14 protein-coding genes and 1 tRNA gene are annotated in these 14417 nt (G+C 66.0%); 10 read left to right on the plus strand and 5 right to left on the minus strand.

The window, feature by feature from the left end; translation table 11 throughout:
• Positions 1–37: 37 nt before the first annotated feature.
• A complete protein-coding gene (locus tag ACQR10_RS02030) occupies positions 38–769 on the minus strand; it encodes a hypothetical protein (protein WP_316215392.1) in 732 nt (243 codons plus the stop codon).
• 1138 nt (positions 770–1907) lie between these two features.
• Positions 1908–1994 (minus strand) — tRNA-Leu (locus tag ACQR10_RS02035).
• A 224-nt stretch (positions 1995–2218) separates the two neighbouring features.
• On the opposite strand from ACQR10_RS02035, the gene ACQR10_RS02040 reads away from it, so the two are divergent.
• Positions 2219–3187 (plus strand): complex I NDUFA9 subunit family protein, encoded by a 969-nt coding sequence (locus ACQR10_RS02040; protein WP_316215393.1) that lies wholly within the window; start codon positions 2219–2221, stop codon positions 3185–3187.
• Positions 3188–3313: 126 nt separating this feature from the next.
• Here ACQR10_RS02040 and ACQR10_RS02045 read toward each other — a convergent pair whose 3' ends face one another.
• Positions 3314–4120 (minus strand): undecaprenyl-diphosphate phosphatase, encoded by an 807-nt coding sequence (locus tag ACQR10_RS02045; protein ID WP_316215394.1) that lies wholly within the window; start codon positions 4118–4120, stop codon positions 3314–3316.
• 357 nt (positions 4121–4477) lie between these two features.
• On the opposite strand from ACQR10_RS02045, the gene ACQR10_RS02050 reads away from it, so the two are divergent.
• Together ACQR10_RS02050 and queG are read left to right on the plus strand one after the other, a co-directional pair.
• The gene (locus ACQR10_RS02050) at positions 4478–5170 is read left to right on the plus strand and encodes a glutathione S-transferase family protein (RefSeq protein WP_316182999.1); all 693 of its coding nucleotides are present in this window, start codon (positions 4478–4480) and stop codon (positions 5168–5170) included.
• Positions 5119–6303, plus strand: a complete 1185-nt coding sequence (gene queG / locus ACQR10_RS02055) for a tRNA epoxyqueuosine(34) reductase QueG (protein ID WP_316215570.1) — start codon at positions 5119–5121, stop codon at positions 6301–6303. Before ACQR10_RS02050 ends, queG begins: the two co-directional genes overlap by 52 nt.
• Before the next feature lie 11 nt (positions 6304–6314).
• Here queG and ACQR10_RS02060 read toward each other — a convergent pair whose 3' ends face one another.
• Positions 6315–7100, minus strand: coding sequence for an alpha/beta hydrolase (locus tag ACQR10_RS02060; RefSeq protein ID WP_316215395.1), 786 nt, complete (start codon positions 7098–7100; stop codon positions 6315–6317).
• A gap of 327 nt (positions 7101–7427) precedes the next feature.
• Here ACQR10_RS02060 and infC point away from each other — a divergent pair, with 327 nt between their 5' ends.
• A complete protein-coding gene (gene infC, locus ACQR10_RS02065; protein ID WP_434911789.1) occupies positions 7428–7967 on the plus strand; it encodes a translation initiation factor IF-3 in 540 nt (179 codons plus the stop codon).
• Between the two features lie 94 nt (positions 7968–8061).
• Here the strand turns inward: infC and ACQR10_RS02070 are convergent, their stop codons facing one another.
• Positions 8062–8442 carry a hypothetical protein gene (locus ACQR10_RS02070; protein ID WP_315805634.1) on the minus strand — a complete coding sequence of 127 codons (381 nt, stop codon included), beginning with the start codon at positions 8440–8442 and terminating at the stop codon, positions 8062–8064.
• Positions 8443–8703: 261 nt separating this feature from the next.
• Between ACQR10_RS02070 and rpmI the strand changes: the two genes are divergently transcribed.
• The 6 genes from rpmI to ACQR10_RS02100 all read left to right on the plus strand — a co-directional run bounded on the left by rpmI (position 8704) and on the right by ACQR10_RS02100 (position 14411).
• A complete protein-coding gene (gene rpmI / locus ACQR10_RS02075; protein ID WP_008539890.1) occupies positions 8704–8904 on the plus strand; it encodes a 50S ribosomal protein L35 in 201 nt (66 codons plus the stop codon).
• 77 nt (positions 8905–8981) lie between these two features.
• A complete protein-coding gene (gene rplT / locus ACQR10_RS02080) occupies positions 8982–9341 on the plus strand; it encodes a 50S ribosomal protein L20 (protein ID WP_012040570.1) in 360 nt (119 codons plus the stop codon).
• A gap of 156 nt (positions 9342–9497) precedes the next feature.
• Positions 9498–10580 (plus strand): phenylalanine--tRNA ligase subunit alpha, encoded by a 1083-nt coding sequence (gene pheS, locus ACQR10_RS02085; protein ID WP_316215396.1) that lies wholly within the window; start codon positions 9498–9500, stop codon positions 10578–10580.
• Positions 10581–10735: 155 nt separating this feature from the next.
• Positions 10736–11233: an endonuclease domain-containing protein gene (locus ACQR10_RS02090; protein WP_434911765.1), complete on the plus strand. Its 498-nt coding sequence runs from the start codon at positions 10736–10738 to the stop codon at positions 11231–11233.
• Complete coding sequence (pheT, locus tag ACQR10_RS02095; RefSeq protein WP_316215397.1) at positions 11230–13638, plus strand: phenylalanine--tRNA ligase subunit beta; 2409 nt, start codon at positions 11230–11232, stop codon at positions 13636–13638. Before ACQR10_RS02090 ends, pheT begins: the two co-directional genes overlap by 4 nt.
• The gene (locus ACQR10_RS02100) at positions 13635–14411 is read left to right on the plus strand and encodes a sulfite exporter TauE/SafE family protein (RefSeq protein WP_316215398.1); all 777 of its coding nucleotides are present in this window, start codon (positions 13635–13637) and stop codon (positions 14409–14411) included. Before pheT ends, ACQR10_RS02100 begins: the two co-directional genes overlap by 4 nt.
• The last annotated feature ends 6 nt before the right edge of the window (positions 14412–14417 follow it).

Genomic DNA, 14417 nt, shown 5'->3' on the forward strand with positions numbered 1-14417 from the left:
CGCCAGCAACATGCTTCGCAGCGACTAGGTCGCGCGTCTACGGCAGATCCTTGCTGCGAGGCAAACGAGGGCCGGCGAGCAGCGTGCAATGGAGCAAATAGTCTCCCATGCCCGAGTCGTCTTCCCAGGCTGTCGTCGCGGCGACCTCCCGCCAGCCGAGCTGACTGGCATCACGCTCAAATCGCCGCGGGCTCACTTCTACGAATGGCGCGGTCTCAATCTCGATCTTGTCGATGCTCCATTCGTAGACCAGCGCGGGCGCGCCAGGCCGGCGGCCGCAGTCCTCGAAATAGAGAAATGGATCGATCCCGATGAAGACGTTTCCCCGCAGCCAGGCGCCGGGCTGCGCAGAGTCCGGTGGCCTGCTGTACTGATACACAAGAACGCCGACGTCGATCGCCCACCAATCCTCGGCAACATGAACAACGCGCGCGACGACTTCATATATCGCACTTCCGCGATGCGCCATTGAGGCGATGATCTCGTCTCGCGGTTCGACTCGCGTCAGTGGCGGCTGCGCCCAGAATTCGAGCGCGAACGCGGTGCGGTCGCCGCGCGTGAAATCACCGTAATTGCCGTCCTGGATGATCCAGGCCGAGAGGCCGACAACGAGGTGATCCGCCATGACGATCCTGTTCGATGTTGCGATCATCTGCCAGATCGTGACGATCCAGCTATGATTAGCCCAACCTCTATATACACGATCCCACGTCGTGATCTTGCAGACCAATAACACGGGCAAGTTGCAGATCTCATCCCAGCGGTTCACGGCACGATCCCAGCCACGGTCATTGCGAGGAGCGAAGCGACGAAGCAATCCAGGGCGATGCCCGGAGCCCTGGATTGCTTCGCTTCGCTCGCAATGACGCCGGAGCTATCAGTATGGCCGCCATGCACAAACTGCCCGTCGTGCCAGTCTGTCGCAGCATCGGCCCTTGCGCCGTCGGGCAAATCAGCTGCACATTTCCGCGCATCCCTGCTGCCGCATGAGGGGCGTGTCGCGACCGTCACGAGACGTTGGCAGTGGGATGCGATGGGCGTGTGTCGGCGCAGCGTGAACTAATCGCGCGGACGAACGGCGATGCACGCACGGTCAAGTCGCGCGGTCCTGATATCCCGACGCTGATATCAACCTGGCGTAATGCTGGCGCATTGCGTGGGGGATGGTGGCCAACAAGCACGGCGCACCAGGGAGAACGCGAAGCAGCCGTTAAAACCGTTGCGCAGGGAAGGCCGGATGCTCCGGCGCGTACCTGTGGTTCCTGCCGCCAGCATTTTCTTCCGCTGGCGGGCCATGGGTGCGGTCGGCACCCGGCCTTCCCTGCGCCCTCATGATTTAGAGGGCGAGACGATCAGCATGACTCGGGCGCGGATGCGTCGCGAGGATGAGGAGGCTCGTCCAGACTGATTTCCGATCAGCGCACGAGATCCGAGACGATGAGGATGACTGATACACGAGATGCATCTTCGTGCAGGAGACACCTCGTTTTTCGTTGTTGCGCGATTGGATCAAGCTCTCGCCGCGGTCTCGGTCCTCTCCCCTCCCCCTTGCGGGGAGGGGTCGGGGGTGGGGGTCTCCGGACGCTGACGCCGATGGCGAGCGCCGTCACTTTCAGAGAAGAAAAGCGAGGTGCGGATCAGTCGCAGCGGGACTCGTGGACCCCCACCCCCAACCCCTCCCCGCAAGGGGGAGGGGAGCTGACCGTCGGTGCGGCATGATCAAAAATGCAGTGAGGTGTTGTCATGGCTCGAAACGGAGCTCACGGCGAAAGCCGCAAATGCGCGACGATCGTCCGCGAAACACAGAGCGTGCGATCCGGCGACTTCGGCAGCTACGGCGATATCGGGGAAAAATCGAAACCGAGCCTTAGCTCGGCGGCGCCACGCGTAGCCTGAAAGGCGTAGCGTGGTGCCCAGGAAAGGACTCGAACCTTCACGGCCGTTAAGCCACTGGCACCTGAAGCCAGCGCGTCTACCAATTCCGCCACCTGGGCATGTGGAGGCGGTGTGTACGGATCGAACGGCGGCTTGTCAAACCGCCGAAGGCCCAAGATGACAATTTTTCTGAAGCCATGCGCAAAAACACGGCCACTTTTCCGCGGTGCGGACGATGGGCTATACAGCGGGCCAGGATGGCGGCCCGCGGGGTGCGAATCGCCGCTCAGAGCCCTCTCGTCGGGGCGGCCCGACCGCCCGATGCAATCCCAGGAAGCATTCCATGGCATCGAATCTGGACACATTGGTTACCGTCTTCGGCGGCTCCGGCTTCGTCGGGCGCAACGTGGTCCGGGCGCTGGCCAAGCGCGACTACCGCATCCGCGTCGCGGTGCGCCGGCCGGAGCTCGCCGGCCACCTGCAGCCGCTCGGCCGGGTCGGCCAGATCCACGCCGTACAGGCCAATCTGCGCTATCCCGACTCGGTCGCGGCCGCGATGCGCGACAGCCATGTCGCGATCAACCTCGTCGGCATCCTGACCGAGAGCGGCGCGCAGACCTTCGAGGCCGTGCAGGCCGAGGGCGCCGCCACCGTCGCCAAGGCGGCCGCCGCTGCCGGCACCCGCATGGTGCATGTCTCGGCCATCGGCGCCGATGCGGAGTCGGCGTCGAGCTATGCCCGCGCCAAGGCAGCCGGCGAGGCCGCCGTGCTGGCCGCGGTGCCCGAGGCCGTGATCATGCGCCCTTCGGTCGTGTTCGGCCCCGAGGACCAGTTCACCAACCGCTTTGCGGGACTGGCGCGGATCTCGCCGTTCCTGCCGCTGATCGGCGGCGGCGAGACCAAGATGCAGCCGGTCTATGTCGGCGACGTCGCGTCAGCAGTGGCCGATGCGGTCGACGGCAAGGCGCAGGCCGGCGCGACCTACGAGCTCGGCGGACCGGAGGTGCTGAGCTTCCGGGAGATCCTGAAAATCATCCTCGAGATCACCGACCGCGACCGCGCGCTGCTGCCGGTGCCGTTCGGACTGGCGAAGATGAAGGCAACCTTCCTGCAGTTCGCGCCGGGGCCGCTGAAGCTGACGCCCGACCAGGTCGAGCTGCTGCGCCACGACAACGTCGTGTCGGAGGCGGCGAAGGCGGCCGGCCTGACTTTTCAGGGCCTGGGCATCACGCCGGATTCACTCGAGGCGGTCGCCCCGCAATATCTCTGGCGCTTCCGTCCCGCCGGGCAGTTCCAGCGCAAGAACGCGTGAGAAGGGCCGCCCTGCTAAACGCCGTCATTGCGAGGAGCGAAGCGACGAAGCAATCCAGAGTCCCGCCCACCACACTGGATTGCTGCGCTTGCGCTCGCAATGACGAGCGGAGAGAGACGGGCCGACTTACTTGCCGAGGGCCAGCGCGATCAGGCCGATCGTGCCGACGATGACGCGCCACCAGGCGAACAGCACGAAGCCATGGCGGGTGACGTAGCCGAGGAACGCCTTCACCACGATCATCGCGGTGATGAAGGACACGACGAAGCCGATCGCGATCAGGCCGAGGTGATCGGACGTCATCTCGGCGCGGCTCTTGTAGAAGTCGTAGACGAAGGCGCCGACCATGGTCGGGATCGCCAGGAAGAAGGAGAATTCCGCCGCCGAGCGCTTGTCGCCGCCGAGCAGCATCGCCGCCACGATGGTGGCGCCGGAGCGCGACACGCCGGGGATCATCGCCAGGCACTGCGCGACGCCGATCCACAGATACATCATCAGCGGATAGCGCGTGGCGTCGTGCTCGCGCGGCTTGAGATCGATCTGATCGACCCACAGCAGGATGGCACCGCCGACGATCAGCGAGAAGCACACGACCCACGGATCGAACAGGAGCGCCTTGATGTACTTGCCGGCGATGAGGCCGACGACGACCGCGGGCAGGAAGGCGACCAGCACGCCGATGATGAAGCGGCGATCGTCAGCGTTCGACAGCGCGCCGATGGCGACGCGGTACAGCTTGAAGAAGTACAGCGCGACGATGGCGAGGATGGCGCCGAGCTGGATCAGGATCGCGAAACTCTTCCAGAACCCCTCGTCACCGAGCCCGAAGAAGCGCTCCGCCAGCAGCAGATGGCCGGTCGAGGATACCGGAAGAAACTCGGTGACGCCCTCGATGATGCCGAGAAGCACCGCCCGCAGCGTATCTGACATCATTGATCGGATCCTGGATTGCCGGCAAAACGCCGCCCTTCTCGCCTATTCGGCCCCCGCCCGCAATTGCAAAAAGCGGCATGGGCGGTCCTATCGGATGAATGAACCGGCGCGTGAGCGCAGCTTACGAATCAGAACGCGACGGGTCCGGAGGGCCGATCCAGCTCACCGACGCGTGTTCCCCGAACGTCGTTTCCCGCATGCTGACCCGTCGCCCTACTGCTTACACTTTCGCCGACCATGCGCTAATGGTCCGATTCGCGAGCGCAACCGCGCGCCGGTATCGGGACGAGGCATCGGTGCGAACCGATGGTTGATTGTTCGTTAAGCGCCGCAGCCGCGGAATCGTCGAAAGGCTCCATGTACACGCTCTTCCACCATCCCTTCTGCCCGCATTCACGCTTCGTCCGGCTGGTGCTCGGCGAATACGGGCTCGATCTGCGCCTGGTGGAGGAACGCGCCTGGGAGCGCCGCGAGGCGTTTCTCGTGCTCAATCCCGCGGCCACCACGCCGGTGCTGTCGGTCGAAGGCCTGCCGCCGGTGCCGGGTGTCGGCGTGATCGCCGAATTCATCGATGAGACCTGCGGGCTTGAGATGGGCGATCGCCGGCTGATGCCGGGCACGGCGGCCGAGCGCATCGAGGTGCGCCGGCTGATGGACTGGTTCAACACCAAGTTCTTCGAGGAGGCCTCGAATCTCTTGGTCACCGAGCGCATCTACAAGCGCTTCATGAGCGAGGAGGATGGCGGCGGGCCGCCGTCGACCGACGTGATTCGCGCCGCCAAGACCAATGTGCGCTATCATCTCGCCTATATCGGCTGGCTGGCGCAGCGGCGCAATTTCCTGGCCGGCGACCGCCTGACCTATGCCGACCTCGCCGCCGCCGCGCATCTGTCGGCGATCGATTACCTGGGCGACGTGCCATGGATCGAGGACGACGCCGCGAAGGCGTGGTACGCGCGGGTGAAGTCGCGGCCGTCGTTCCGGCCGCTGCTGTCCGACTGGCTGGCGGGCGTGCCGGCGTCGCGGACCTATGTGGATCTGGACTTCTGAGCGCCGACAGGCCCACGCCGGAGACGTTGAAGGCGGCGCTGACCGCCGAGGCGCAGCGGCTGGGCTTCGATGTCGTCGGTGTCACCGCCCCGGTCGTGAGCGCCGAACGGGCCGCCGCGTTCGAACGCTTCCTCGCCGCCGGCCAGCACGGCGACATGGACTGGCTGGCCCGCGAGCCGTCCCGCCGCACCGATCCTACAACGCTGTGGAGCGAGGTCCGCAGCATCATCATGCTGGGCGTCAATTACGGCCCCGACGAGGACCCGCGCGCGGTGCTGTCCCAGCGCAGCAATGCTGCGATCTCGGTCTATGCCCGCGGCGACGACTATCACGACGTCATCAAGAAGAACCTCAAGACGCTCGCGCGCTGGCTGGTCGCGCAGGCCGGCTGTGACGTGAAGGTGTTCGTCGACACCGCGGCCGTCATGGAGAAGCCGCTGGCCGAAGCGGCCGGGCTCGGCTGGCAGGGCAAGCACACCAACCTGGTGTCATCAGGCTTCGGCTCCTGGCTGTTCCTCGGCGCCATCTACACCACGCTGGACCTGCCGCCGGATGCGCCGGAGCTCGATCATTGCGGCTCCTGCCGGGCCTGCCTCGACAGTTGCCCGACCGCGGCCTTCCCGGCCCCCTACAGCCTCGATGCACGGCGCTGCATCTCCTATCTGACGATCGAGAACAAGGGGCCGATCCCGCGCGAGTTCCGCAAGGCCATGGGCAATCGCATCTACGGCTGCGATGACTGCCTCGCCGCCTGTCCGTGGAACAAGTTCGCGCAGGCTGGACGCGAGGCGAAGCTGGCGGCGCGCGACGCGTTGCGCGCGCCTTCACTGGCGGAGCTGGCCGCGCTCGACGATGCCGCGTTCCGCGCGCTGTTCGCGAAATCGCCGATCAAGCGCATCGGCCGCGACCGCTTCCTGCGCAACGTGCTGATCGCGATCGGCAACTCCGGCGATGTGGCGCTGACGCCGTCCGCCGAGCGGCTGGCCACCGATCCGAGTCCGCTGGTGCGCGGTGCCGCCGCCTGGGCCTTGGCGCAACTGCTCGACCCGGGGGCTTTTGCCCAACGTGCGACGATTGCGCTGGCGACCGAGGCCGCCGCGAGCGTCCGCGCGGAATGGCAAGTCCGATGCTGAAGCCGGCCGCCTCAGCCTATCTCGCCAACGGCGGCCAGCATGCGCGTGATGTCCTGTGGCCGCGACAGCCGGTGGTCGCCGTCCTGGATCATGGTCAGCACCACGTCTTCGGCGGGCAGGCGGTGGGTCAGCGCGAACGCATGCTGCCAGGGGACGTCCGGGTCCTGCGCGCCCTGCAGGATGCGCACCGGGCAGCCGATCTTGATGGCACCGCCGAGCAGGAGATGATGACGCCCGTCCTCGATCAGCGCCCTGGTGATGGGATAGGGCTCGCCGTACTCCGACGGGCGCATCCAGACGCCGTTGGTCTCGATCTCGGTCCGGACCGCCGGCGAGAAGCCCTTCCACATCAGCTCCTCGGTGAAATCGGGCGCCGGGGCGATCAGGACCAGGCCCGCCAGCGTCGCTTCGGCCGGTTCCTCGAGCAGCGCGCGCGCCAGCAGCAGCGCCATCCAGCCGCCCATCGAGGAGCCGACCACGACCTGCGGTCCGCGGCAGAATTGCCGGAACACGGCAACGCTCTCCTCGAGCCAGCGGCTGATCGTGCCGTCGACGAAGCGTCCGCCGGATTCGCCGTGCCCGGAATAGTCGAAGCGGACGCAGGCGCGGCCGCGCCCGGCGGCCCAGGCATCGAGGGCCAGTGCCTTGGTGCCTTTCATGTCGGAATTGAAGCCACCGAGCCAGAACAGCCCGGGCGGATGGCCTGGCCGCGCCCGCACCGCGATCCGGCGCGACGATTCGCCCGCGCCGACGGTGATGAAGACAGGCGGATCGGCATTCTCTGCAGCAGGGTTCATGGATCGTTACTCGCTGTCGGGTGTTGTGTGGGCGAACCGGCCGTTTCCGTCAATCGGCCAAGCTTGACGCTGCCGCTTGCGAAAGCGCGCGGCGCACTCTATGTCCCCCGGCGGAACCACGAGGGCCCGAAAAAGCGCGAGTTTGATCGCAATTCTCGGCCGTGTGGCTTCCTTGGGGGAATGCATCGACGCACGAGTCTCGCGCATGCGTCGCAGGAGCCGCGACGGCCGGGCGGAATTTCGACGCACCGGACAGTTGCGACCTTGCCCGCGAAAGCATCTTCCTTCAAACTAGCCGCCTTCTTCCACAACCTTGGAGAACTACCCATTCGCCGCCCCAATCGAGCCCCGCCCGTTGCCGTCAAAGACGGGCCGCGCACCAATGATGAGATTCGCAATGCGCAGATCCAGCTGATCGATGCCGAAGGCACCAACCGTGGTGTCGTCGAGACCGTTGTCGCGATCAAGATGGCCGCTGACGCCGGCATGGATCTGGTCGAGATTTCGCCGAACAACACGCCTCCCGTCTGTAAGATCATGGACTACGGGAAGTACAAATATTCGGCGCAGAAGAAGGCCGCCGAGGCCCGCAAGAAGCAGAAGGTCGTTGAGATCAAGGAGATCAAGCTCCGCCCGATGATCGACGACCACGACTACGACGTGAAGATGCGCGCGATGCAGCGGTTCTTCGAAGAGGGCGACAAGGTCAAGATCACGCTGCGCTATCGCGGCCGCGAAATGGCGCACCAGGAGATCGGCACCAAGCTGCTCGACAAGGTGAAATCCGACGTCGCAGCGTTCGCCAAGGTCGAGCAGGACGCCAGGTTCGAGGGCCGTCAGGTGGTCATGGTTCTGGCGCCGCGCTAGGTCCAGCACACCGACACCCGAAGCCGGGCCCGCCACGCGTTTGGCGGGCTTTTCTCTTGAGGGCGCCCGCCAGGACCGCTCTTGCGGGCCGGGGTCAGGACCGCGTCGCCTGCCACCGCCCGCGGCAGGTTCCGGACGAGCCTTTGCCGCTCCAGCGACCGAAACCTGAGGTGGCGCCGAGCCGGCCGGTGCCACTGGCCGAGGCGCCACCCTGGGATACCCGCACGGTGACGGCGCCGCCGCGGCCAACCGAGCCGGTGATGTTGGCGGTGCTGTTCGAGAGGACCCGGCCCCTGCTGATCCGGATCGGGAAGCTGTAGCCCTGGTCGCAACTGCCGGCCTCGGTAATGATCAGCACGGTCCAGGCGCCATCGAAGCCGGCAGCGTGCGCAGGCCTCGCCGGCAGGCCTGCGAGGCCCGTCAGCAGCGCGGTCGTAAGGGCGGCGGAGATGGCGCGGCGAATGAGGCGGGTCATGGTCGATCCTCGACTGTCATGGTCGGCTGATCATGGGTCGGAATAGCCGATTCCGTGGTTCGACGTTGCCAACTGGCTTTGTCTCTGGCATAAGCGCGGCCTTCGTCGCCCGGCTGATCAAGGGCTGCCGTGGCGATGTTTCTGTGCGGGTGGATCCTCGTTTGGACCCGAAACCTGAGCACAACCAACGCTCTAACGAGCATTTTCGCCGGATGGCGCCGCTTTTGCGGGCGGCTTGCCGTTGGCATCAAGGAGAGCCAAATGCCCAAGCTGAAGACCAAATCCGGCGCCAAAAAGCGCTTCAAGGTGACTGCCACCGGCAAAGTGATGCACGCCCAGCGCGGCAAGCGCCACGGCATGATCAAGCGGACGAAGAAGCAGATCCGGCAGCTGCGCGGCACCCGCGTGCTGTTCAAGACCGACGGCGACAACGTCAAGAAGTACTTCTTGCCGAACGCCTGACCGGCCTCCCGCTTCCGAACCCCTGGCCGCCTCAAAGCCGCGGCTGATCGTCATCTCTGAATCCAAGGATTTCCGGCATGTCTCGCGTCAAACGCGGTGTGACCGCCCACGCCAAGCACAAGAAAGTCTTCAAGGCCGCCAAGGGCTATTACGGCCGCCGCAAGAACACGATCCGCACCGCCAAGCAGGCCGTCGAAAAGGCCGGCCAGTATGCGTTCCGCGATCGCAAGCGCAAGAAGCGCACCTTCCGCGCGCTCTGGATCCAGCGCCTGAACGCCGCCGTGCGCCCGTTCGAGCTGACCTACAGCCGATTTATCGACGGCCTGTCGAAGTCCGGCATCACCGTCGACCGCAAGGTGTTGTCGGATCTCGCGATCAACGAGCCCGCCGCGTTCCAGGCGATCGTTGAGAAGGCCAAGGCGGCGCTCGCCGCCTGATCGCCCAGCGCATCGTGAGGATGTCAAAAGCGGCCGATGCTCTCGGCCGCTTTTTGCTATCCGGCGACATGCCGGTTTGCTTGCCTGCTTTCGCTTGACCCCTGTCGCCGGCGCGGCGACAACCCAGCCGCCTTTTGTCCCGCGGAGATTTTGCCCGTGTCCGACCTCGCCTCGCTCGAAACCTCGATCCTCGACCAGATCGCCGCCGCCGGCGATGAAGCCGCGCTGGAAACCGTCCGCGTCGCAGCGCTCGGCAAGAAGGGCTCGATCTCGGCGCTGCTGGCGACGCTCGGCAAGATGTCGCCGGACGAGCGCAAGACGCAGGGCGCGGCGATCAACCTCGCCAAGGACAAGGTCACGCAGGCGCTGACCGCGCGCCGCGAGGTGCTCAGGGCCGCGGCGCTCGATGCTCGCCTCGCCGCCGAGACCATCGACGTCACCCTGCCCTTGCAGGATTCGCCGACCGAGACCGGGCGCATCCATCCGCTCAGCCAGGTGATGGACGAGCTGACCACGATCTTCGCCGACATGGGCTTCTCGATCGCCGAAGGTCCCGACGTCGAGACCGACGACTATAACTTCACCAAGCTGAACTTCCCGGAAGGCCATCCGGCGCGGGAGATGCACGACACGTTCTTCTTCAATCCGAAGCCGGACGGCTCGCGCATGCTGCTGCGGACCCACACCTCGCCGGTGCAGGTGCGGACCATGCTGAGCCAGAAGCCGCCGATCCGCGTCATCTGCCCGGGCCGCACCTACCGCATCGATTCGGACGCGACCCACACGCCGCAATTCCACCAGGTCGAGGGCCTCGTCATCGACAAGGGCTCGCATCTCGGCCACCTCAAATGGATCCTGCACGAGTTCTGCAAGGCGTTCTTCGAGGTCGACCACATCAACATGAAATTCCGGCCGTCGTTCTTCCCGTTCACCGAGCCGTCTCTGGAGGTCGACATCCAGTGCCGCCGCGACAAGGGCGAGATCCGCTTCGGCGAGGGCGAGGACTGGCTGGAGATTCTCGGCTGCGGCATGGTGCACCCGAACGTGCTGCGCGCCTGCGGCATCGATCCCGACGAATATCAAGGCTTCGCCTGGGGCATGGGCATCGACCGCATCGCGATGCTCAAATACGGCATGAGCGATTTGCGCCAGCTGTTCGAAGGCGACGTCCGCTGGCTGTCGCATTACGGCTTCAAGCCGTTGGAGGTGCCGACGCTGGCCGGGGGATTGAGCACGTGACGATTGTCGGCCCCAATGTTTCCCAGCAAACGCTAGGACTCCCTCTCCCGCTTGCGGGGGAGGGCTGGGATCTGCGCGCTCTTACTTCGACAACCATCGGTCTCTCCGTTCCCTCCCCCCTTGTGGGGGAGGGTCAGGGAGGGGGGTAGCCCAGGATGCCGCACGCCGTTGTCAGCAACCGCCAGCGCAACCGAGCGAAGCAACTTCGCCAGGCGATGACGCGCGCCGAGACGCTGCTGTGGCGCTACATCAAGGCCGACCGAATTGACGGCGCCAGCTTTCGCCGCCAGGTGCCATTTCGCAACTACATCGCAGACTTCGCCTGCTTCTCGGCCAAGCTCGTGATCGAGCTCGATGGCGAGTCGCACGATTTCACCGAACGGCAGGCAAGAGACGCCGAGCGTGACGCCTTCTTCGCAGCCGAAGGCTTCGAGGTCCTCCGCTTCACTAATGAGCAGGTGACCTCGAATCTGGAAGGTGTTGTTGCGGCAATCCGCCAAGCCATTGCCGACCGCGCCCGCGGCTTACCCCCCTCCCCACCCCTCCCCCACAAGGGGGGAGGGAGCGGAGAGAGCGTCGCAAGCGACCAAGACAGCGAACACGACCACACTCACGATACAAACACCAGCAAGATCCGAGGCATGCGGCCATGAAATTCACGCTGTCCTGGCTGAAGGACCATCTCGACACCGACGAGCCGGTCGAGAAGATCGCCGACAAGCTTACGATGATCGGCCTCGAGGTCGAACATCTCGAGGACAAGGCGAAGCTGCTCGCGCCGTACAGGATTGCGCGCGTCGTCTCCGCCGAGCAGCACCCGAACGCCGACCGGCTGCGCGTCTGCATGGTCGATACCGGTGACGGTGGCGCGCCGGTGCAGGTGGTCTGCGGTGCGCCGAACGCGCGCGCGGGACTGGTGTCGGTGTTCTCGCCGCCCGGCACCTACATCCCCGGCAAGAACATCACGCTCTCGGTCGGCACCATCAGAGGTGTCGAAAGCCGCGGCATGTTGTGCTCGGCGGCCGAGCTTGAGATCTCCGACGATCACGACGGCATCATGGAGCTGCCGGCGGATGCGCCGATCGGCACCCCCTACGCCGAATGGGCAGGCCTCGGCGATCCCCAGTTCGAGATCAACCTGACGCCGAACCGCCAGGACTGCACCGGCGTGCACGGCATCGCGCGCGACCTCGCGGCCGCCGATATGGGCAAGCTCAAGGATCCCGGCATCAAGCCGATCAAGGGCGAATTCCCCTGTCCCGTGAAAGTCGTGGTCGAAGACGAGAAGCTCTGTCCCGGCTTCGCGCTGCGGCTGGTGCGCGGCGTCAAGAACGGCCCGTCGCCGAAATGGCTGCAGCAGCGCCTGACCTCGATCGGGCTGCGCCCGATCAACGCGCTGGTCGACATCACCAACTACATGACCTTCGACCGCGCGCGCCCGCTGCACGTGTTCGATGCCAAGAAGGTCAAGGGCAACCTGGTCGTCCGCCGCGCCCGCGATGGCGAGACCTTGCTGGCGCTGGACGGCCGCACCTACACGCTCGACGATTCGATGTGCGTCATCGCCGATGACGCCGCTGTCGAATCGCTCGCCGGCATCATGGGCGGCGAGGCCTCCGGCTGCGATGAAGGCACCACCGACGTGCTGATCGAATCGGCGCTGTGGAACGAGATCAACATCGCCCAGACCGGCCGCAAGCTCGGCATCAACTCGGACGCGCGCTATCGCTTCGAGCGCGGCGTCGATCCCGCCTTCATGGTGCCGGGCCTGGAGATGGCGACCAAGCTCGTGCTCGACCTGTGCGGCGGCACGCCATCGGAGACCCTCGTCGTCGGCAATCCCTTCGGCGATGACCGCATCGTCGACTTCCCCCTGACCGAGGTGAAGCGGCTGGCGGGCATCGATGTGCCGCTGACCGAGATGCGGCGGATCCTGACGCATCTCGGCTTCGTGGTCGCCGGCAACGGGCCCGTCGTGAAGGTCGCGGTGCCGTCCTGGCGCAGCGACGTGCACGGCAAGGCCGATATCGTCGAGGAAATCGTGCGCATCGTCGGCGTCGACAAGGTGCCTATGACGCCGTTCGAGCGCGGCGATGCGCCGCGCAAGCCGGTGCTGACGCCGCTGCAATTGCGCACGCGGCGCGCCAAGCGCGCGCTGGCCGCGCGCGGCATGGTCGAGGCCGTGACGTGGTCGTTCATCTCGAAGCCGGCCGCCGAATTGTTCGGCGGCGGCAAGGCCGAACTCGCACTCGCCAATCCGATCGCGGCCGATCTCTCGGACATGCGCCCGAGCCTGTTGCCGGGCCTGATCGCGACGGTGCAGGCCAACGCCGATCGCGGCTTCGGCGATGCGGCGATCTTCGAGGTCGGGCAGGTCTTCAAGGGCGATGGCCCCGCGGATCAGTTCGTGGCCGCGAGTGGCATCCGCCGTGGCATCGCGTCGGCGAAGGGACTCGGCCGGCATTGGACAGGATCGCAACCGGCCAGTGCCTACGACGCCAAGGCCGATGCGCTGGCCGTGCTGGCGGCGGCCGGCGCGCCGATGGCGTCGCTGCAGATCGTTGCCGGCGGTCCGGCCTGGATGCATCCGGGTCGCTCTGGCACCATCCAGATGGGACCGCAGAACGTGCTCGGCCATTTCGGCGAGCTGCATCCACGCACGTTGGAGGCGCTCAAGGCCGACGGCCCGCTCGTCGCATTCGAAGTCATCCTCGATCGCATTCCGGCCGCCAAGGCGAAGCCGACCCGCGCCAAGCCGGTCCTGGAGCTCTCGGCATTCCAGCCGGTGTCGCGCGACTTCGCCTTCATCGTCGACCGCAAGGTCAAGGCCGGCGACATCGTGCGCGCCGCACAGGGCGTCGACAAGAAGCTGATCACCGATGTCACCGTGTTCGATGTCTACGAGGGCAAGGGCATCGAGGACGGCAGGAAGTCGGTCGCGATCGCCGTGACGCTGCAGCCGCGTGACAAGACGATGACCGACGAGGAGATCGACGCCGTCGCGGCGAAGATCACCGCCGACGTCGCCAAGAAGACCGGCGGCACGTTGCGCGGATGAGCCTGTCCGGGCTCATCCCTGCCGATCTCAGCCTGTTCGCGGCGGTCGCGCTGGCGATCGTCGCGTTCATCGCCGCAACCGCGCGCGGCTTCTCCGGCTTCGGCGCGGCGCTGATCTTCATGCCGCTCGCGAGCAGCTTTGCGACGCCCCGTCTGGTCGCGCCGCTGCTGCTGGTGATCGATTTCGTCTCGATGGCCCCGATGGTGGCGCCCGCCTGGCGCGAGGCCGACCGCAAGGCCACCGCGGTGATCGTCGCGGGCGCGTTGGTCGGCGTACCCGTGGGCACCTGGTTCCTCAGCCGGCTGGACCCGGTCACCGTCCGCTGGATCATCACCGGTTTCGTGATCGCGCTGCTTGCGCTGCTGCTGTCCGGCTGGCGCTATCGCGGCAGGGAGTACACCGCGCTGTCGGTCGCTGTCGGCTGTATCTCCGGATTCTGCAGCGGACTGGCGCAGACCGGGGGCCCGCCGATCGTGGGCTACTGGCTGGGACGCCCGATCCCGCCAAAGATCGCGCGGGCGAACATCGTGCTGTTCTTCGGCGCATCGGACTTCTTCGCGATGGTGAGCTACGCAATGAGCGGTCTGATCACCTGGGATTCGCTGAAGCTCTCGCTGCTGATCGGGCCGGTCTACGCGCTTGGCGTCGCATTCGGCGCTTTGCTGTTCGGCCGCGCCAGCGAACAGGTGTTCCGCGCGATCTGCTATGCGCTGATCGCAATCGCCGTGATCGCCGGCTTGCCGGCCCTCGACGGCATGCTCGGGCGGGGCTAGCCTTCC

Source organism: Bradyrhizobium sp. HKCCYLRH2060 (genome assembly GCF_051168135.1).
In the GTDB taxonomy this organism is placed as follows: domain Bacteria; phylum Pseudomonadota; class Alphaproteobacteria; order Rhizobiales; family Xanthobacteraceae; genus Bradyrhizobium.